The organism is Viridibacillus sp. d25.2, from assembly GCF_055456015.2.
Genome location: NZ_CM196652.1, coordinates 4,278,191 through 4,298,399 on the forward strand (window position 1 = coordinate 4,278,191; position 20,209 = coordinate 4,298,399).

General features: G+C 35.8%; 17 protein-coding genes and 1 pseudogene. 7 read left to right on the forward strand and 11 right to left on the reverse strand.

Features of this window, described 5'->3' with window-relative positions; translation table 11 throughout:
* Window positions 1-5: 5 nt before the first annotated feature.
* Together ACZLO7_RS20915 and ACZLO7_RS20920 are read left to right on the forward strand one after the other, a co-directional pair.
* Window positions 6-995 carry a DMT family transporter gene (locus tag ACZLO7_RS20915; protein WP_464939883.1) on the forward strand — a complete coding sequence of 330 codons (990 nt, stop codon included), beginning with the start codon at window positions 6-8 and terminating at the stop codon, window positions 993-995.
* Between the two features lie 537 nt (window positions 996-1,532).
* Window positions 1,533-2,768, forward strand: a complete 1,236-nt coding sequence (locus ACZLO7_RS20920) for an IS110 family RNA-guided transposase (protein WP_511261350.1) — start codon at window positions 1,533-1,535, stop codon at window positions 2,766-2,768.
* Between the two features lie 285 nt (window positions 2,769-3,053).
* Here the strand turns inward: ACZLO7_RS20920 and ACZLO7_RS20925 are convergent, their stop codons facing one another.
* Entirely contained in the window at window positions 3,054-3,962 is a 909-nt protein-coding gene (locus ACZLO7_RS20925) for a PhzF family isomerase (RefSeq protein WP_464940938.1), read from the reverse strand.
* Between the two features lie 941 nt (window positions 3,963-4,903).
* Window positions 4,904-5,023 (reverse strand): annotated as a pseudogene (locus ACZLO7_RS20930) (cyanophycinase); the annotation flags it as partial.
* A gap of 725 nt (window positions 5,024-5,748) precedes the next feature.
* Here ACZLO7_RS20930 and ACZLO7_RS20935 point away from each other — a divergent pair.
* From ACZLO7_RS20935 to ACZLO7_RS20945, 3 genes are all read left to right on the forward strand, one after another.
* A complete protein-coding gene (locus ACZLO7_RS20935) occupies window positions 5,749-6,459 on the forward strand; it encodes a Fe-S oxidoreductase (protein WP_464940937.1) in 711 nt (236 codons plus the stop codon).
* A gap of 169 nt (window positions 6,460-6,628) precedes the next feature.
* A complete protein-coding gene (locus ACZLO7_RS20940) occupies window positions 6,629-7,918 on the forward strand; it encodes an Nramp family divalent metal transporter (protein WP_464940936.1) in 1,290 nt (429 codons plus the stop codon).
* A 47-nt stretch (window positions 7,919-7,965) separates the two neighbouring features.
* Window positions 7,966-8,214: a YczO family protein gene (locus tag ACZLO7_RS20945; RefSeq protein WP_464940935.1), complete on the forward strand. Its 249-nt coding sequence runs from the start codon at window positions 7,966-7,968 to the stop codon at window positions 8,212-8,214.
* A gap of 137 nt (window positions 8,215-8,351) precedes the next feature.
* On the opposite strand, the gene rbsK is transcribed toward ACZLO7_RS20945, so the two are convergent.
* The 4 genes from rbsK to ACZLO7_RS20965 form a co-directional block, all read right to left on the reverse strand.
* A complete protein-coding gene (gene rbsK / locus ACZLO7_RS20950; RefSeq protein WP_464940934.1) occupies window positions 8,352-9,245 on the reverse strand; it encodes a ribokinase in 894 nt (297 codons plus the stop codon).
* Window positions 9,246-9,457: 212 nt separating this feature from the next.
* The gene (locus tag ACZLO7_RS20955; protein WP_511261371.1) at window positions 9,458-10,417 is read right to left on the reverse strand and encodes a nucleoside hydrolase; all 960 of its coding nucleotides are present in this window, start codon (window positions 10,415-10,417) and stop codon (window positions 9,458-9,460) included.
* A 172-nt stretch (window positions 10,418-10,589) separates the two neighbouring features.
* A complete protein-coding gene (locus ACZLO7_RS20960; RefSeq protein WP_464940932.1) occupies window positions 10,590-11,273 on the reverse strand; it encodes a GNAT family N-acetyltransferase in 684 nt (227 codons plus the stop codon).
* Window positions 11,274-11,292: 19 nt separating this feature from the next.
* Entirely contained in the window at window positions 11,293-12,402 is a 1,110-nt protein-coding gene (locus ACZLO7_RS20965) for a mandelate racemase/muconate lactonizing enzyme family protein (protein ID WP_464940931.1), read from the reverse strand.
* 96 nt (window positions 12,403-12,498) lie between these two features.
* On the opposite strand from ACZLO7_RS20965, the gene ACZLO7_RS20970 reads away from it, so the two are divergent.
* Window positions 12,499-13,743 carry a hypothetical protein gene (locus ACZLO7_RS20970; protein WP_464940930.1) on the forward strand — a complete coding sequence of 415 codons (1,245 nt, stop codon included), beginning with the start codon at window positions 12,499-12,501 and terminating at the stop codon, window positions 13,741-13,743.
* A 43-nt stretch (window positions 13,744-13,786) separates the two neighbouring features.
* Here the strand turns inward: ACZLO7_RS20970 and nhaC are convergent, their stop codons facing one another.
* The 3 genes from nhaC to ACZLO7_RS20985 form a co-directional block, all read right to left on the reverse strand.
* Window positions 13,787-15,238, reverse strand: coding sequence for a Na+/H+ antiporter NhaC (nhaC, locus tag ACZLO7_RS20975; RefSeq protein ID WP_464940929.1), 1,452 nt, complete (start codon window positions 15,236-15,238; stop codon window positions 13,787-13,789).
* Window positions 15,239-15,449: 211 nt separating this feature from the next.
* A complete protein-coding gene (locus ACZLO7_RS20980) occupies window positions 15,450-16,550 on the reverse strand; it encodes an amidohydrolase (RefSeq protein ID WP_464940928.1) in 1,101 nt (366 codons plus the stop codon).
* Between the two features lie 512 nt (window positions 16,551-17,062).
* Window positions 17,063-17,203, reverse strand: a complete 141-nt coding sequence (locus ACZLO7_RS20985) for a hypothetical protein (RefSeq protein WP_464940927.1) — start codon at window positions 17,201-17,203, stop codon at window positions 17,063-17,065.
* Between the two features lie 177 nt (window positions 17,204-17,380).
* On the opposite strand from ACZLO7_RS20985, the gene ACZLO7_RS20990 reads away from it, so the two are divergent.
* Entirely contained in the window at window positions 17,381-17,671 is a 291-nt protein-coding gene (locus ACZLO7_RS20990) for a hypothetical protein (protein WP_464940926.1), read from the forward strand.
* Window positions 17,672-17,684: 13 nt separating this feature from the next.
* Here ACZLO7_RS20990 and ACZLO7_RS20995 read toward each other — a convergent pair whose 3' ends face one another.
* A complete protein-coding gene (locus tag ACZLO7_RS20995; RefSeq protein ID WP_464940925.1) occupies window positions 17,685-19,325 on the reverse strand; it encodes a hypothetical protein in 1,641 nt (546 codons plus the stop codon).
* Window positions 19,318-20,073, reverse strand: a complete 756-nt coding sequence (locus ACZLO7_RS21000; protein WP_464940940.1) for an ABC transporter ATP-binding protein — start codon at window positions 20,071-20,073, stop codon at window positions 19,318-19,320. The genes ACZLO7_RS20995 and ACZLO7_RS21000 overlap by 8 nt, the downstream gene beginning before the upstream one ends.
* Between the last annotated feature and the right edge of the window lie 136 nt (window positions 20,074-20,209).

The following is a 20,209-nucleotide window of genomic DNA, read 5'->3' on the forward strand; positions in this document are numbered from 1 at the left end:
AAAGTTTGAAAGAAATTGCTTTAGGTGTTTTAGCATCATTATTTTTTGCTGTAACTTTTATTTTAAATCGCGTAATGGAGTTAGATGGTGGTAGTTGGCTATGGAGCTCATCATTACGTTACTTTTTCATGCTTCCCTTTTTACTAGTTATTGTGATGTACCGTAAAGGCGTACAACCAATGACAAAGGAAATGAAAAGACAGCCTAAAGCTTGGTTATTATGGAGCTTTGTTGGATTCGTCCTATTTTATGCACCGCTAACATTCGCCGCTGCCTATGGACCTGGTTGGCTCGTATCCGGAACATGGCAATTTACGATTGTTGCCGGCGTATTATTAGCACCGCTTTTCGTCATAAAACTTGGCGAAAAAAAAATACGACAGAAGATTCCTATCGTGTCTTTGCTTATATCGTGTACTATTTTAGTTGGAATTATATTAATTCAAATCCCAAGTGCTAAAACAGTTTCTGCTGAAAGCTTGATGCTAGGCATCCTGCCGGTTATTGTAGCAGCGTTTGCTTACCCACTTGGCAATCGTAAGATGATGGATGTGTGCGATGGTCGCTTAGATACCTTCCAAAGGGTTCTTGGCATGACCGTCGCTTCGCTCCCAGCTTGGATTATATTAGCTGTTTTTGCTCTACTAACAGTCGGATTGCCCTCTACTAGCCAAGTGATTAATTCACTTCTTGTTGGGATTAGCTCCGGTGTTATTGCGACTATTCTTTTCTTTATCGCAACAGATCGCGTCCGTGATAACCAAGGTAAACTTGCAGCCGTTGAAGCGACACAATCAACTGAAATTGTGTTTGTTATAGCTGGAGAGATGATTATCCTAGGTATTCCATTACCAGAACCACTTGCTCTATTTGGCTTAGCTGTTATCATTATCGGAATGTTTTTACATAGCTATTACACAATGCTTATAAAGAAAAAACAACCGCCCACTGTGGATTATTATCAAGACCAAAATTTTTTAAAAAAAGACAAATAAATAAAAGGGCGCTACATATTTGATATAACTAATATGTAACGCTCTTTCCTTTTTATTAAACTAAAGCCCCCGTTAATAACTATCTAATAGAAAAGTCCAATAAAAAACTTGCAGGACAAAATCTAATTGATTTAACAAAAAAGATATTAAGTAAAAGTTAAGCATATACAAATTTAAACTTTTGATTTGTAGGACAAAGTCTAAGGAAGTTATTGAACTATCCCATGGCGTTAGTTCAATAACTTCACCAAAAAAAGAGCGTTCATTCTTTTTGGATTAAAGCACCCCGTTCGTATTATAAGGTCAGCCAGAGAATCTGGTTGACTATTTTTTATTCAATTTATAGATTGATAGTAGCCGGGGTAGAACGGAAGCACCCGTGGGACTTGATCCCGACAACTAAACTGTTCGCCCTCTACTTGTTAACACATGATTAGGCTGGTTGGGACATAGTGATCCCGTATAACAAGCGAAGATATGAATAACAAGCTAGATAGAGGTTACCGGTCAATACACTACATGAGGAGGAGATAAACTATGAATCCAGTAGTTGGTCTGGATGTCGCAAAAGGTGAAAGTCAGGTTCAAATGTTTTTGGATAAAAAAATGCCCTATAAAAGCAGTGTGAAGATTGAACATACGGTGGGAGGACTTGAAGAGTTACACTCTTATTTACTAGATTTAGAGCGTCAAACAGGGTTAAAACCACCTGTTGTATTGGAATCAACAGGTCACTATCATGCTCCAGTTGTACAATTTTTAGAAGCTAGAGAATATATTGTCATTATCGTCAATCCGCTCGTTTCATACCGAGCTAAAAGCTCTAGTTTACGAAAAACTAAAACAGATGTAATTGATGCCTATCACTTAGGCGAACTGTATTACAAAGAGGATTTAGAGCCTCAGAAAAAACGTGGTATTCGCCTTTTAAACCTTCGGCATCTGACAAGGCATCACGAAAATATGACGGGAATTATGGTTCAAACAAAGCTACAATTTCAAGCTGTATTAGATCAAGTTTTCCCTGAGTATAAAGGTGTTTTTGGTGATTTGTACGCAGAGATTTCATTAAGGACTTTACAGTCCTACCCTACATCTGAATTAGTACTAGACGCAGGCGTAGAAGAGATTGCACAATTTATTGATAAGCACTGTAAAGCACGTTCATTTAATTGGGCGCATGAAAGAGCTGAAGTATTAATAGTAGCTGCAGAATGCAACCCATTTCAGTCAACGCTTTATCAAAGCCTTCTCGTCAGTATGAATATGTATATTGATTTACTTCAAGCTTACCGCCAACAACTTTCTACGTTAGAGCGTGAGATTGATCAATTGGCGGCACAACTCGAAGAATATGAATTAATCCAATCACTTCCCGGTGTAGGTGAAAAAATCGCGGCCACGATACTTTCAGAAATTGGGGAAATTGAGCGGTTTAATCATCCAAAAAAGTTAGTAGCTTTTGCGGGATTAGATCCCAGTGTGTTTGAATCAGGTCGCTTTAAAGGCACGAAAAATCACATTACCAAACGCGGCTCAGCTAGGCTTCGCCATATGCTTTATACAGCCGTTCGCTGTTCCATTCGAGATAGCCGTAAAAAGAAAACAACAGATGAAACTATTGCCCGAAACAAACGATTACGAGCCTTCTACGATTTAAAACGTGAGGAAGGAAAGCCGTATAAAGTAGCCATTATTGCTTGTGCTAATAAGCTTTTACACTGGATTTATGCGATTTTAAAAACGAAAGCACCATTCCAAGAAACTATTTAATAACAGCATTTTCAAATAAAACAAAAACCTTCCACACTGAATGAGGAGGGTTATTTGTCTTTCGCATTTTTAGTATAACATGAAGTGTTTTTTGATTATCAATGTTTTTCTTGACATTCTATTAGCTGGTTTAGTTTGAGTGTATTATTTCACAAATCCCCCCATTAAAAATAATACAAAATTCACCGTCATAGAAATAACTTTATTATGATTTACAGTTTATATGACTGAAATTCGTATTAATAAAGACCTCCATTTACGATTCAAATCTTTACATGTGAATTGCTAATCAAGTAATAACTCGGACTTAAATACGATTACAGCATTTCCTGCAATTCTTACTTCCTCTGGTTCCTGATTACAAATTTTCACTTGAACATCAATAATACCCGCCCGTTTTATAGCTTCGCCCTGCACTGCTTTAAAACTAAATAAAGTATTATCATGTTTGACAAGTCTATGATGTATCAAGTAAGCGCCTAAAGGACCGTTCGCATTACCTGTAACAGGGTCTTCGTTAATACCAATTGCAGGAGCAAACATTCTTCCATGAATTAAAATATCAGAGTCGGGAGCATTCATCGTAAAAACATAGAAACCATTGCAATTAATTAATCCACTGACTTTTGTGAGTAAATCCATATTAGGGTTTAATTGGTTGAGAAGTTCCGAATTTTTAATTCCAATCATCACCTTAGAATGCCCGGTAGAAACGATTTGTACTGGACAATCTTCTAGTAAATCATTTTCACTAATATTGAAAGCTGTAAATATGTTCTCTAAAGCTACACCTTCAATCACAGTTTCAAAACTTATACTACCCTGCGTCATAATAATTTTGTAATCATTACCTTCATTAATCACATCGACTGGTAAAATGCCGGCACCAGTTTTATGATAAACTTTAACTGTATTTAAACTATTTTCAACTGCACGAGCATAGTGGGCAGCGATCGTCGCATGTCCACAGATAGGAACCTCATGAGTAGGCGTAAAAAAACGAATATGTACATCAGATTTGCTATTGTCTGATTTAAAGATAAATGCCGTTTCCGAATTGTTAAGCTCTCTAGCAATCCTCTGCATCTCACCCGAAGATAAACCATCTGCATTTGTTATTACACCAGCCGGATTACCTGATAATTTTACTTTCGTAAATGAATCAATTTGATATAATCGATACTTTCTTACCATCTCATTTCCCACCTTTTATATATTGAATTCCTGGTCCTTTATACTATATTTTATTAAAGTTCCCCCGTTGCTTCTATAAGGAGCTTGGTGGGGTTCATATAAAAATGTAGCAACGATTACATCGGAATGTACCCTTTTGTTAGATAAACAAATATCTAAATAGGAATAAAACTGAAGACCATAATTAAAATTCTTTTGTAACTCTATATAACTTAAAGCTTGCATCTCTATTAGAAACTGAGTTCACGTCCTCATTATTACGAATTCCGTATCTTCAACTAAACTGCCGCGTTAGCTTAAGTACAATGTTTCATAAACTCGTTATTGTAAATTCGTCTTATTAAGGCTTTTCAACTTATTACACTCATTCAACTGGGTCGCCACCAAAGACTTTAGAGGTAAATTCCCAATGTGCCCTATCGACTGCTAACTGTTTAAATTTCTCTGGTTCAACCCAATCTTCTGTTTTAAATTCGTCAATTGGTACAACTTCAAGTTGATTTGTACCTTCCTCTGCATTTATCTTTTCTACTATTTCAACATATTGCTTATGATACTTTTCTTTTTGTTTTTGGGTTAATTCTAATGGAGTTACTGATACAAATTTTTCTTTATTGGTATCAGATAAAGCCCCAACCTCTACTGCTTATCCATGGGTCATACCCTCCGTTACTTTTTTTCTGATTCTTCATTTACACTACATCCCGCTAAAGCGATAGCTCCAATTAAAATTCCTACACACATATACTTTTTCAACATTCACACCCCATTATATAAATTGTTAAACTATTCTAACATTAGTTTATAAAACTTAGAATCCTATTGCAATAACACTCGCGCCCGATTGCAGTAGGCCGTTCTGCACATCTATGCTTTCCGGACGATCCTATTTTACCTAGTTCTCCTTCACTAATTCAATTAAGCCATAGCCATCACTTCAACTAGAGCGTCTCATCCAATTTCTGAATCTTTGAGTGGGAAATTAAAAAAACACTGCCTAAAACGTCGATTTTGTCTCCCTTTACACGTACAGCGCAATCTTTGTTCGATGCATAAATATTTGGCTACTTTTCTATTGATGATCCGATTCGACGGTTTGTTGAAGAATCTCATTTATCCGCGTATGAAGGTGTAACCATTCGTCACTTATTAACCCACACACACGATTCTTTTTGGCTATTACAAGCTCAGGGAGCCACTTATGCAACTAAGTAGTTCAGATGATCTGGAGAAAATAAAAAAGCAGACCCTTCCGTAAACGTAATCGCACTTGGATATTAATAAGTTTAGCAAATAATTTAGCACACAAAACGCTAGGATATTCTCCAAGCGTTTTCTTATATTTATTTGTCTGGATTGCCCGACTGTATTTTGTAATTAAGGAGGTATTTTATTTTCATTTTAGAAATCATTTTTTAACATTGAATGATTACTACCTATATATAGCGCAAGAATACGATCAACAAAAAACGGTAAACCTTTAAAGGTTTACCGTTCCAGTTTTATCGATATATTCCTAAACTTTTGAGGGGGGTTTAAGAACACATTGTAGTGTTTAGCTAAATTTTGGAGAAAAGTAGCTAATTATAATCCTTCTCTACTTGCTATGTTGTAAAGGAGGTTTTCTTTATATGATAATGATAATCATTATCATATAAATAGTCAAGCATTTTATAGAAAATTCACTTAAATTTTATTCTTTAGGCATTGTAACTTTGAAAGTCTAAATATTAATTCAATAAGTCTTTAAAATTTTATTGTATAGTAGTTTGTAAGAGGTGATTAAATGGGGACTTTATCTAAAGATCAAAGACAACAGCTAAATTCATACAGTGTATATACGGATAAGCCATCAACGGTACTCTTCCAACTTGATCAATTGCATGATGATTCATTTCTTCCTGATTTTATAAACCTTATGTATGCTATTAGTGATGTAAGATCGGAAACAATTGCTATTTCATATTTCACAAAACGTTTTGGCATGTTCGTCGCTATGCAATTCTACATGCTAAGTACATATGACGAAGTTTGGGATGGTAATGTTTCTTCTATTCATTTTGGAGCACGTGAAGAATTTGGTAGATCAGCACTTTGCACATTTATAAAAGAAGATGATTGGCGAGTTGTTGATGATTCAGAACGAGAGGAAGTAATTGCGCATATTTTACTAACACAATGTCATGAAATTATTCAGCAGTTACGTAAAATTACATCTGTTTCCCCGTTAATGTTGTGGGAAAACATATTCGGTTATATGCTTTGGCATTTCCATACGCTCCTTTCTAACCCCGGAACTGAAGATCAAGCACGTATTGTTTTAGATATTTTAGAGGATGATAAAGTATGGTCTAAATTCTTAAAACGCTCTCTATTTGCAAAGTATACAGGCAGTCAACATCCATCTAAATTAGTCAATACTCCTGTTCGTAAAACATGTTGTTTCTCAAAAGACATACAAGGATGGTTACAATGTGGTTTCTGCCCTTTAAAATAAGACTTTCTTTCTTTACTATAAGAAACCCTGAAATTTAATGATGTTTTTGATAAGAATTATAATATTTTTTTCTTTACAATTTCCAAATTGAGGATTATAATTTAGAAACCTAAAGTTTCCTTCGGGAAACTTTATTGTTTACACAACATTTTTGAGAGCGAGGGAAACTATGACGCAAGCTAGAGAGAAAACTGTCTACAAACGCTTCGAAGGTCCTACCGCCGAGGATGTATTAAGAGGCGATGTGAAAGGCTTTAGACGCATTTTACCCTTTCTAGGCCCAGCCTTTATCGCTGCTGTCGCTTATATAGACCCAGGCAATTTTGCCACAAATATTACTGCAGGCTCTGAATATGGTTATTTACTATTATGGGTGATTGCAGTTTCTAACTTAATGGCTGTCCTTATCCAATCCCTTTCTGCAAAATTAGGGATTGCTACCGGACAGAATTTACCGGAAGTTGCTCGTGAAAACTTTTCTAAAAAAACATCAATATTTTTATGGATACAAGCTGAGCTCGTCATAATGGCAACCGATTTAGCTGAATTTATTGGTGCTGCTCTAGGATTATATTTAATATTTGGTATTCCAATGCTCCCTGCAGCTCTTATTACAGCGGCTGGTTCATTTGCTATATTAGAGTTACAACGTCGTGGATATCGTGCGTTTGAAGCAGGTATATCCGGAATGGTTCTAATCGTCGTGGCAGCATTCGCCTTTCAAACATTTATGGCTAAGCCAGATGTGGGCGGTGTCATTTTAGGGGTGTTCACACCACGATTTGAGGGAATAGATTCCATCTTACTTGCAACAGGTATTTTAGGTGCAACCGTTATGCCTCATGCAATTTATTTACATTCGGCATTAACACAAAGCCGTGTCATCGGACGTACCAATGAAGAGAAAAGGAAAATTTTCCATTTTGAATTAATCGACATTATAATTGCTATGGTAATTGCAGGTGCAATTAATATGAGTATGTTAATTATCGCGGCTGCAGTGTTCTTTAAAAAAGGTATTGCTGTTGAGGATCTTGATGTGGCTTTTGAGGGCTTAACACAATATCTCGGACCAATGGCTGGTATTTCTTTTGGTCTCGGATTATTGATTGCTGGTCTAGCAAGCTCTTCAGTTGGTACAATGGCTGGTGATATCGTAATGCAAGGATTTATTCGAAAGAAAATCCCAATTTATTTACGTCGAGCGATTACGATGCTGCCTCCTCTTGCTATTATTGCATTTGGTGTGAATGCGACTTATGCATTGGTATTAAGCCAAGTTATTTTATCATTTGGTATCGCTTTTGCACTCGTTCCTTTAATCATCTTTACAAGTAATAAGCAAATTATGGGCGAGCTTGTAAACTACAAAGTTACAACAATTGTTGGTTGGATAGTCGCTACAATCGTAATTTTCTTGAATTTATATTTACTTTATCAAATGGCATTTGGTGCATAATCTTAACTAGTTCGAGCACACTTCTTTTTATAAGGGAGTGTGATGAAATGGAGAGACCTGAAATTCCTGCAGATAAAAAGATTTTCACTGATTTGCCGTATCTAGATAATCCTGATGTTGTTGCTACAGATTCAATTAGCTTGTTCGATTTGCATGAAGATATGCAAACTGTTGACGCCATTCCTGTTGAAGAGCTAAATGATACAGTGAAGGATGAAGACAATCATCATGGAACAAAATCTTCTTCCTCTACGAAGAGGAAATACTCGCGTTCGAAAAAGGATACCGAAGCTTAAAGTCTATTTTACAAGGTAGTAAATTATAAAAAAGCTGTGCATTGCACAGCTTTTTTAAGTTTAGAGACACATCGTCTTCAATGTATTCAGGTGGACAAAAGTTAACATTTAAATACATCCTATACATAAAAAACAAATTACCTACCGAATTTTTTCGGGATCTCTGGCTGAGCCCCCATTTCAGTTACAACAAATGCAGCTACTTTTGAAGCGTATGTAATAGCATCTGTAAGTAAATCTCCATTACATAATGCTACCGCTAGAGCTCCATTAAAGGAATCTCCTGCTCCTGTTGTATCAACTGCTACTGCTATTTCAGCTGCTACAAATCCACTTTCTTCGGAAGTCATATAAAATGCTCCTTTACTTCCTAAAGTAACGACTACTACCTGAACACCTTTGTCTAGCATTATTGAACATGCCTTACTCAAGTTTTCTTCTGAATCTGCTGTTATTCCTGTTAATAACTCAAGTTCTGTTTCATTGGGTGTTAATATCGAAACCATTCGCAATAGGGAGTCTGGAATATCCCGAGCAGGTGCTGGATTTAAAATAATTTCCGCTCCTTTTGTAAAAGCGAGCTCTGCCGCCTTTTCAACAGCTTCCATCGGTATTTCTAATTGTAATAATAAAATATCACATTTTTCGAATATGACTTTAGATTTTTGGATTTGCTCTGGTGTCACAAGAAAATTTGCACCAGGGAATAACACTATTGAATTCTCCCCTTCATCTGATAACTGAATAATTGCTTGTCCAGTCGCTCCTTGTAAAGAAACCGCTGCAGTATTCACATTTTTTTGTTCCATATTTTCTTTTGCACGAACACCGTGGTCATCCGCTCCAACACTACCAATAAATCGAACATCTGCACCTAATTGTCCCGCAGTGACTGCCTGATTAGCCCCTTTCCCCCCAAAAAACATAGCATGACTCGTGCTATGAATAGTTTCCCCTTCTTTTACTATACGAGGTACTTCATATACAAGGTCAATATTAATACTACCTGCTACTATAATATTCTTTGTCATAATCTATTTTGGCTCCTTTTTGGCATTTCGTTTTTTGAAAACACTACAATTACTTAAAGTTCAAATTCATACTTATTTCTATCAATTCACGATGCTTTGCTATTAAATTATATATTGGATATACAAAATTACATTACTATTTTTATTGGCGCAAAATAATAAAACTACTCAATATCCAAATAGATACTAAGTAGTTTTTAGATACTTCTTACTTAAGATAGTTGTTTACCAATCGTGTTAACAGCATTAAAGAATAATTCGATAAATCCTTCACGATTAACTGTATGTAGTACTTTTACATTTGGTGCCTTACCTGTTTTACCTACATAATCAACAATTGTTGAACCAGCTGTTAAACGTCCTTCCATCTCTACTTCCACAAAATAGTCTCCGCCTTGAAATAAGTATGGAGCTACAAGGTAAGCAACTGCACACACATCATGCACGCGAATTTGATTCTCAAAATTTGGCGCATGGAATGGTGTTTGTGATTGCGTGAATGTATAAAACTTCATCATATCAGAAACTTTTTCAGCAAACGGAGTTCCTGACTTACTTAATCGTTCCATTTCATCAAGGGTGATATATGCTTTATGCGTTACATCTAGACCACTCATTACAATCGGTAAACCTGAACGGAAAACTAATTCTACCGCATGTGGGTCAACATAAGCATTAAATTCAGCAGTTGCTGACATATTACCACCTACTGCTGCTCCGCCCATCCATGAAATCAATTTTATTTTCGGTTTTACTTCTGGGTGTGCAAATAATAATGCTGCTACATTCGTTAATGGACCTGTTGCCACAATTATTATTGGCTCATCACTAGCTAATAGCGTTTCACGCATTGCATTTATAGCTGAACGTTCACTTGCTTGTAACGTTGGCTCTGCCCATTTCACATTGCCTAATCCACCCTCGCCATGAATGTCTTCAGCCACTTCTAATTTACGGAACATAGGAGCATCTAGACCTCTAGCGACTTCAACATCTTGTTTAATATAAGTTAAAAAACTTAGTGCATTATATGTAGTTTTATCTTGTGATACGTTTCCAGCCTCAGTTGTTACTAAACGAATATCTAATTCGGGTCTTGCAAAAGCAAGTGTTAGCATCATTGTGTCATCGATACCAGGATCACAGTCTAATATTATAGGAATTTTTATCAATAGATTCACTCCTCTATACAGTTACTACTATTATCTCGTAGTTCTATATTTACTTTAATAAATATTGTAACCTTTTTTACAACTTGTATCATAAAAGTTTTACTTTCTTGTCTATATTTATAAATATTTTCAACAAAAAGCCACTTTCCTTATTGAAAGAGGCTTATACTTATTACAGTTTTTTATACTCTACAAACCATTCATCATTTTCCATAAAAATTTGTACACCGAGCCAGCCTTCCTTCAATAGCTGTTGTTGCATTTTGGTACTGCTCATTAATACTTTACATGACTCAGTGAATGACAAAATCTCTTCAACTGTTTTTTTGAAAAATACATAACGGAGCTTGCCACCATATTTTATTTTCAAAGCTACAACTACCATACCTTGAGAAAATTTGTCTTTTAAACTTGGGATATTAAATGGCTTTACTGTCGCACAAATATAGTCAAAGCGTTTTACATCTACCTGATTCATAATAACTTTAGCTAATGTCTGTTGGAGTCCAAATCCACGATAATCAGGCGAAACATTTGATATTTCTTGGTATAAAACACGTGGTAATTGAGATTCTTTTACTCCACAATCACGCCCAAGATGCTCATCGTCAATTTCAGGCTCAAGTAATGCGCGGAATGCAATAAGATTTTCTCCTACAAATGCTCCAATCATTAAGCCGTTGCCAAGAAGAATATATTCAAATTCTTCTTGTGATAGAGGCTGTAAAACGGATTGATCTGGTAAAGCATTATACACAATAGTTTGTAATTGTAGTATGATTGGTAAATGTTCCATTGCTAATATGCGTATATCAAATGGTACTTCACCTAAATGACCTTTATATATACTTTTCATTCAAGCCCTCCTCCAATTGTTATTTCACTACATGCGAGTAGTGGCAAAGTTCTTGTAGGACAGCCTCATCTACATCAATACCTAATCCTGGACGTCCATTTAAACAAATGAATGGTACATCATATTTCAAGTTACCCACATCTTTTGAGAATTTCAATGGTCCTGTTAACTCAACACTTGTCATAATTTCTTTTGAGAAGGCAACATGGAAACCAGCCGCAGAACCAACTGATGATTCTACCATTGATCCAATTTGACATTCAATTCCTGCCATTTCAGCCATTACTGCTAGTTTCATAGCTGGGTAAATACCACCGCATTTCATCAGTTTAATATTAACTTTATCAGCGGCACGTTTAGCGATAATTTCACGCATTTCTTTTACCCCATGTAAGCCTTCGTCAATCATTAAAGGTATGTCTGTTTTAGATTTTATTTCTACCATCGCATCTATATCATCTGCAACAACAGGCTGCTCTAACCAATCCAAATCAACGTCACGTAATGCTCGTAAGCCTCGTAAAGTTGTGGCACTATTTTTCCACCCTTGATTGACATCTACACGGATTGCGATATCAAAACCAACACGATCACGCACTGCTTGAATACGTTCTACATCCTTCATGACTTCTGTTCCAACCTTCATTTTGAATGAGCGATAGCCTTGTTCCACACGTTCTTGTGCTTCATTTGCCATCTTTTCAGGTGTACCTATACTTAAAACATGTGTTACAGGGAACTTTTCATGATAGCGTCCACCAATTAGCTGATAAACCGGTACATTCAATTTTTTACCTGCTATATCGAAACAAGCAATATCAATCGCCGCTTTTGCTGCAGGTACTTGATAAACTGCATTATCCATTAATGCGTGAATTTTTTCGAACGCCATTGGATTTTGTCCAATCATTAATGGAGCAAGTTGGTTTTTTAATACAGCATAAGTACTTTCCCAAGTCTCCCCTGTTACGTGTTCATCAGGTACAGACTCACCGTAACCGACAATGCCTTCATCTGTCGTCATTTTCACGATAATAGAGGGCATTGATGGATATGTGTCATAGCTAATAATAAATGGTTCAATTAAAGGTAGTTCAATTGCAAAAATTTCAATTTCAGTAATTTTCATTTACATTCACTCTTTTCTTTTTAATTACAAGCTGTTATAGTTGTCGTTAAATAGTCGTTAATTGATAAAAAAAATATAACAAAGGAGTCATATTCTATGTCAACAAAAATAGCAGTCATTTGTTCAAAGGCATTTATGAATCGTCTCAATATTATCTCACATGAAGTACCACATATACAATTAGATTTTTATATTTACAATTCACCAGAAGAAACACCTAACTTAATGAAACAAGTGAAACCTTGCGATGTATTATTGTTGGCAGGTACATTGCCTTATTTGTATGCTAAACACTTATTACAACAATGGCCAATACCTTGGACATATATAAAACAAGATGAAACGATGATATCAACAACTATTCTTTCAGCTATTTCAAAACATGATGTCACAATTGATCGACTTTCTATTGATGTAATGAGCTCTACTTTTATACAGAATGTCTTACAAGATATCCAGTATGACGGCCCATTACCGTTTGTCCAAGAAATTGAATTAACAACACCAACTAAGCAATTACTTACAAATCATATCGCCCTTTGGCAAACAAAACAAATTGATTTAGTCATAACTAGTATACACGCTATTTATGATGAATTAATGGTTTTAGGCATTCCTGTAATACGTATGCTTGATCCAAAAAGTTCAATTATCCATCGTCTAAACGAATCTATATCTTTATCACAATTAACAAAATTTGAATCTGCAAAAGCCGTTGCAGGGATTATAGAATTCCATGAAGCTTCATACAATCCATTACAAACTGTTGAACAATTAACTTCTATTATCCATTCTTCGTATCAACAAGTAGACGCTTCCAGGTTTGAATTATTCACAACCTATGGACACTTACAAAATGCACTTACCCAAAACAAACTGGAGTCTTTCTTTATTGCACCAGAGAAGTTTGCGAAGCTCGTCTTTGGTTACGGTGAATCTATTTTAGAAGCACAAAAAAATGCCCAGCAAGCGTTGCAGTATGCATCACCTAATGCTATTTATATATTAACTGAAAACAAAGAACTACAAGGACCGTTCCCTAACTCAAACACAACACTATCATTACAAGCTACAGACCCTTACATCGTCCTTATGGCAAAAGAAACAAAACTTAGCCCTCTTAACATCTCGAAAATTATGACCTTTAGTAAATCAAGACGGTCGTTACAATTTACAGCTCAGGATTTATCTGAACATTTACAAGTAACACGACGAACAACAGAGCGGATCTTAAAAAAACTTGTTGAACATAACTACGCCAAAATTGTTGGAGAAGAAATGACATATCAGCAAGGTCGACCAAGTAGTTTATATGAACTGAATTTCTCCACATATCATTAAAAAAGCCTTCTAGACATTCAAAATTCTAGAAGGCTTTTGCCTATTAATCTAGTGCAGGTACACTATTTATATCTTCTTCCTCTATTAACTTTGCTTCATTACTCTTATTTAATGCCTGTTCTTCCGGCGTTAACTTAACTATTGAAAACCCAATATACCCATAAATAATTGAAAGAATTGGCACTGTAAAATTCAATATCGCATACGGAGCGTACTCTAAAGCGCTTACACCAAGTGTCGCTAATATAAATACACCGCATGTATTCCATGGGAAGAACACCGAAGTTAATGTACCGCCATCTTCTAAAGTACGTGATAAGTTTTTAGAGTGCAATCCTCTATCTTTATAAACTTTAACGAACATACGAGAAGGTACAACAATCGATATATATTGCTCAGAACAAGTTGCATTCGTTGTAATACAAGAAGCAATAGTTGCAGCTACCAAGCTACCCGTTGATTTTGCTGCTTTCACAATAATATTCATCATTGATTGAAGCATACCAGAGTACTCCAATACACCGCCAAAAGTCATCGCAACTAAAGTCATTGAGACAGTGAACATCATTGAATCTAAACCACCACGATTAAATAATTCATAGACCATTGCATTGTCAGTTTCTAGTTTAAATCCTTCTTGCAAAGCATTCACTGCGTCTGCTGGTGCTCCGCCCTGCACGAAAATTTGAGCGATAAACCCTAGTAATATCCCAACAATTAAAGCAGGAATAGCTGGTACTTTTTTCGCTACTAATGCTATAACAATAACAGGTACTAATAGTAACCACGGAGTAATGACAAAGCTTTCTTGTAAAACACTTAACGTTCCTTCAATTTTTTCCATATTCATTGAAGATGATGCAAATTGACGACCTAGAATACCAAAAACAACTAACGAAATAATTAATGCAGGAATTGTTGTATAAAACATATGCTTAATATGATCAAACAAATTTGTTTCTGTTAAACCTGCAGCCAAGTTCGTAGTATCAGAAAGTGGAGACATTTTATCACCAAAATAAGAGCCAGAGATAACTGCGCCCGCAATCATTGGAGCAGGAATCCCCATACTCAAACCAATACCCATTCCAGCTACACCAATTGTAGCCATTGTCGACCATGAACTACCTATAGCCAGTGATACAATTGAACAGATAATCATAATCGTCACTAAAAACCATGCCGGTGAAATAATTTTCAACCCGTAGAAAATCATCGTTGCTACGACTCCGCCACCAATCCAGGCACCGATCGTTAGTCCGACTAACATAATTATTACAATTGCAGGTAATGCAAGACGTATCCCCTTATACATCATGCCTTCAATTTCTATCCATTTATAGCCATGCTTCCATGCAATAATCGCCGCCACAATTGTCCCCACAATCAACGGCACATGTGGACTTTGATCTAACACCACGACTGTTACTAACATCGTAATAATCATAATCAAAAATGTTAAACCAGCCCAACCTGCACTAATCTCCTTTTTCATCCCCCAAAACCCCTTTGTGAAAATATGAATTGTTTAGAATAGTCTATAAATAAACACTATTATAATAATAGTAATAGCCACTTCTTTTTGAGTCAAACCTTTTTTTGAAAGCGCTAGCATTTCCTGCACATAAACTAGAAAAATTCACCTAACTAATATTCCTAAAAAATAAAGAACCTATGCAAAGATTTACTTCGCATAGGTTCTTAAATTATTTCACTAGAGTTTTTGAAAGTACATTCGCTAATACTTTGGCAGCGTCTAGTAATGACTCTTTTTCGAAAGTCATTTTAGGATGATGTAATCCTGGTGCTAAATTAGCGCCAATACCGATCATTGTCGCTTTCAATTCCGGCTTCAAAACCGTATAAAAATGGAAATCATCACTACCAGGTGTTATGACTGGTGGCGCTAAATGTTCTTTACCTAGCACTTCAATAATAGCCTCTTGTGCAATTTCCACAGCCTCCAGAGATACTTCTGCACCTGGTGTTAAATCCACCCAGTTCCAAGTAATATCTACATTAAATTGTTGCTTGATTGCTTCTAACCCATGGTCAACATGTGATTGTATCTCTTTTAATACACCGTTTTTCTGTGCACGCACATCCATAGTAAAATTTGCGCCACCTGGAATAATGTTGATACTTCCACCATCTGCTACAATTTTCGTAAGTTTTGCTGAGTGTGGTTCAAACGGCGATATATATATACTTTTTACCATTTGTTGAATAGCTACTACAACATCAATAGCATTTTGACCTTGATGTGGTCGTGCACCATGAGCATCTGTTCCATGAATACTCCCCTCTAAAAATACAGCCGCGCCGTGGTGAATAGCCGGAGATACTTGCCCTAATTTAAGTTCTTCAATAGGACGTAAATGAACACCAAATAAATGGGTTACATCTTCTACCGCCCCTCTATCAAAAGCAGCAACAGCACCGTTTCCTTTTTCTTCAGCGGGTTGGAATATAAAACGAATACGGTGTCTTAATGTTTGCTCTTTCAAATGTAGTAGCGCACCTAACACCATCGATATATTGGCGTCATGGCCACATGAATGGTTTGCACACCATTCACCATCAACTTCTTGCCATAAAGCATCAATATCTGCACGTACTGCTACAATTTCTTCCCCTTCACCAATTTCCGCTAGTAAACCAGATACATCACCTAAAAGTCTATAGGAAACGTTCAGCTCATCTAAAATAGATGCAATTTTTTTTGTTGTTTCATGTTCTTCCCAGCTTATTTCAGGATTGGCATGAAAATATTCAAACCAATTTACTATTTGCTCATCAATTGTCATGTTAAACACCCCATCTGAATCACATCATACTGTAAAGAAGAATAAATTTCCATCCAATGTTTTCAGTTCTATTATTATTTCCAGTTAAAATTTTGATAGAAAATGAACTAAAATTTAAAAGGTTTAATACCATTTCTGGAGCTATTAAGATGACTCAAAAATTATTAATAACCCCCAGGTCCCTTCTCATTACAAAAAAACAGCCTTTAAATGGAGGGCACCGAAAAAGTCCATAAAATGAATTTTAGCCATGGCGGAAACGATTAATCGTTTCTGCCATGGCTTTTTCTTCGATGCCGTTAATTTCCGTTCCGGCGGACGCTTTCCTGGGGGCGAACCTTGAGCCTCCTCGTCGCTAACGCTCCTGCGGGGTCTCAAGATGTTCGCTAGTTCCCCAAGGAGTCGCCGCCTGCACTCCAATTAACTAATTTTACCGTTTTTCTGGATTTTTCATTCTTTCCGCTTCACACCTACCCCATATAATGAAAGGGCTAAATGCGGCTGTTCAATACCTATAACTCAGTGAAAAAACCTTCAGGATATTGCTCAAAATCATTCTCAGGGCAAGGGCAAGTCTCTTCATGTTTTTCTTCTTTTCTTTGAATCTCAAAATCCTGATCTACCAAGTACGTTTCAAATCTAGAAGCTTTCATTAGCATCCTCCTTAATAAAATAATTTTATGGTTTTTTTATATTACAATTTTCCACACACAAAATCAAGCGTTACAACCTAATTAATTTAAATTTTCTGTCATTTAATAAATGTGAATCAAAATCCAACAATTTACAGTATAATAATGTAAACATTATACACTTAAAGGAGATTGCTCATGAGCCCTTTTATAGTACCCATTATCGCATTGCTAATTCCAATTGTTGCTATTTCATCAAAATCTTTCAACGACCGCTTGAGAATAAAACACAGTATACTACAAGATGAAATTGAGCTTGAAAAGCTTAAACAACAAAGTTTCATAGCTGAAACAGAAAAACTTCGTTTAGAAATTGAACAAGTTCGTTCATCATCTTCACTATCCAAAGATGCATTATTAGAATTTAAACCTATCCAACCAGATTTAACTATAGAACCTACGCCAATCTCATTTAAAGAAACAAAATAAAATCACGGTCGCTCTAAGAGTGACCGTGATTTTTCTTTTCTCCGAAAACAATACGCCATCCAATAACAACTGCAATTATTAGTATAAGCATATATATTAATTTAGCATATGGAATCATAGCGATTAAATAATGGACTAAAACAAATGCACCAATGACAAACATTGCTACAAAAATTTTCAACGTATTATTATCTTGTGTTGACTCATGTGAATTTGAAAATGGATAGGTTTCTCCGTTCAAAAGTACATATGAAAGCAATGTCATCATAATCGCAACTAATAAAATAATGATTAAATCTGGAATTATAGCCCATGAAAACATGGCAATAAATACAATACTTAAGATGGAGAATGTCGGTAAGAACAGCTTTATAATTGCTGCCTTTAGTGTACTACTATAAAACATTTTCGCATTACTAACTGGCGCTGCTCTAAAAATCCAACTACCTTTATATGACCCCGAAAACTTTAATAAATGGACAACAGTCGGAATCATGAGTGCGCTAAAATACAAAGGGTACACATTTTCATTTGCCATGGCTTCTTTTAAAGAATAGATTCGTACCTCATTAAAAAACATGACAAATGGAAAAACAATAGCAAAACCTATTTGTGGATATGCCTTCAATTTAAATTCTCGTTCCTGTCGAATCATTAGTGATGCAAATCGATAAAAGGTACGTTCCTGAGAATTACGGCATAAAATCTTCGAAGTCCATTCTTCAAATTTGTGGGACTTACCTTTTGTACGTACAGAATCACTCAACAATTTTGAGAGGCTTCGCTCAAATACTGGCATCAATTTAATATATTGCCGCAACATCAACAAAGGAATAACAATACCACATACCATCAATATAAGCATATTTATCGAGTAATCTTGATTTAGTAATACTTCAAAGAAAGCACTATACCAAAGAGGCGGTAAAAAAATATGCCACCAAGTAAACGTATACTGCAAGTTTAATTGAGTTAACTCAAATGAATGTGCCATTACTTGATAACTAAGCATAACTGCAACAGCTAAAAAAATTTGCACATAATTAATAAGATCCTTCAGTTTTTCACCACTAAAGAAACGCAGGATAAATAAATATGTAAAAGCAGTAATGACAACGATAAAACAACTAACAAAAACAATACTAACGATAAAGATGAGCCCGTAAAGAGGTCCAAATCTATATATACCAACAGCAAGTGGAGCAATGACAAATGCACCTTCAAGTAACGCTAAATAAATCACAATATGCATAAATTTTGCTGCATTCAAGGTACGATTACTGACTGGTTTTGGTTGTAATATATTTTTGTCACGTACATCTAACAGCACCGCTGAAAAATCAGACACCATCGTCGTAATTGTTATAAACATTAGCATAGTAAATAATATACTCGATGCGAACATATATTGATTTTTCAAAAATAAAAACGGGGTTAACAATATAAGTCCATAGAGAAGATATACCCAGAGTGATTTAATAAATTGATTGCCTTCTTTTTTCTGCTTTTGTCCATTGAAAATAGCAGGTATTCGACGACTATCCATCGTCAGTTTCAATTGGATAAGTTTCCTCATAATAGGATAATCGATATCGAATTTCTCAAAAACACCCCGAAATACATCGAGTACCTTTAACGATTTAAAATCATTCATGTACTCGACCTTCTTTCACAATCTCGATAAAACGCTCAGCAATTTCAACCTGTTGATTAAATCCTGTCATCTGATTGAATATTTCCTCTAGTGTCCCCTCCTTGCCTTGCTGTTGTAACTCTTCGAAACTACCATCTGCTACTACTAAACCATTAACTAAAAGCACAATTCGATCACTAATCTTCTCAACAACCTCCATTATATGGGAAGAATAAAAAACAGTCTTTCCCTCCTCAGCAAGCTTTGCTAAAATCTCTTTCACAACAAGTACACTATTTGCATCTAACCCGCTTAAAGGTTCATCATAAAACAGTAAATCTGGGTTATGCAATACACTCGAAATGATTAGCACCTTTTGACGCATCCCCTTTGAAAAAGAGGTTAGGCGTTGATGAAAGGCATTCTCTAAGCCAAACTGAAACATCAACTCATAAGCCTTTTTCTCTGCCTCCTCACGTCCTAATCCATACATTTCTCCAGTAAATATCAAATACTCTGCTGCCGTTAAATGATCATATAGCTCTGCGGTTTCGGGTACATAACCTATACGTTTTTTATATGTATAATCTCCATCAGCAATATCATTACCGAAAATTTCAATTTTTCCTGTGTAGCCTTCTATTAGTCCAAGCATTAACTTTACCGTCGTACTTTTACCAGCACCATTTGGCCCGATATACCCTATAATCTCTCCCTTACCTACTTCCAAATTAATACCATTTAAGACTTGTTTAGTACCAAAAGTCATCTCAACATTTTGTAATCGTAAAATGGGTTCACCTATCAACAAAACCACTCCTTTGTAAGAATTTTCGCATTTCTTTAAATCAACTATGCCTCAGCATAATTGTGTCCGGAATCGGCTTTGTGCTTGCATAAAGAAC

What these genes read in the sequence shown, in the direction of transcription:
- ACZLO7_RS20920 (WP_511261350.1), top strand. Translation starts at nt 1,533, where the DNA reads ATGAATCCAGTAGTTGGTCTGGATGTCGCAAAAGGTGAAAGTCAGGTT.
- ACZLO7_RS20960 (WP_464940932.1), bottom strand. Translation starts at nt 11,273, where the DNA reads ATGAAAAGTATATATAAAGGTCATTTAGGTGAAGTACCATTTGATATA.
- ACZLO7_RS20940 (WP_464940936.1), top strand. Translation starts at nt 6,629, where the DNA reads ATGACGCAAGCTAGAGAGAAAACTGTCTACAAACGCTTCGAAGGTCCT.
- ACZLO7_RS20990 (WP_464940926.1), top strand. Translation starts at nt 17,381, where the DNA reads ATGAGCCCTTTTATAGTACCCATTATCGCATTGCTAATTCCAATTGTT.
- ACZLO7_RS21000 (WP_464940940.1), bottom strand. Translation starts at nt 20,073, where the DNA reads ATGACTTTTGGTACTAAACAAGTCTTAAATGGTATTAATTTGGAAGTA.
- ACZLO7_RS20935 (WP_464940937.1), top strand. Translation starts at nt 5,749, where the DNA reads ATGGGGACTTTATCTAAAGATCAAAGACAACAGCTAAATTCATACAGT.
- ACZLO7_RS20980 (WP_464940928.1), bottom strand. Translation starts at nt 16,550, where the DNA reads ATGACAATTGATGAGCAAATAGTAAATTGGTTTGAATATTTTCATGCC.
- ACZLO7_RS20945 (WP_464940935.1), top strand. Translation starts at nt 7,966, where the DNA reads ATGGAGAGACCTGAAATTCCTGCAGATAAAAAGATTTTCACTGATTTG.
- nhaC (WP_464940929.1), bottom strand. Translation starts at nt 15,238, where the DNA reads ATGAAAAAGGAGATTAGTGCAGGTTGGGCTGGTTTAACATTTTTGATT.
- ACZLO7_RS20985 (WP_464940927.1), bottom strand. Translation starts at nt 17,203, where the DNA reads ATGAAAGCTTCTAGATTTGAAACGTACTTGGTAGATCAGGATTTTGAG.
- rbsK (WP_464940934.1), bottom strand. Translation starts at nt 9,245, where the DNA reads ATGACAAAGAATATTATAGTAGCAGGTAGTATTAATATTGACCTTGTA.
- ACZLO7_RS20995 (WP_464940925.1), bottom strand. Translation starts at nt 19,325, where the DNA reads ATGAATGATTTTAAATCGTTAAAGGTACTCGATGTATTTCGGGGTGTT.
- ACZLO7_RS20965 (WP_464940931.1), bottom strand. Translation starts at nt 12,402, where the DNA reads ATGAAAATTACTGAAATTGAAATTTTTGCAATTGAACTACCTTTAATT.
- ACZLO7_RS20970 (WP_464940930.1), top strand. Translation starts at nt 12,499, where the DNA reads ATGTCAACAAAAATAGCAGTCATTTGTTCAAAGGCATTTATGAATCGT.
- ACZLO7_RS20925 (WP_464940938.1), bottom strand. Translation starts at nt 3,962, where the DNA reads ATGGTAAGAAAGTATCGATTATATCAAATTGATTCATTTACGAAAGTA.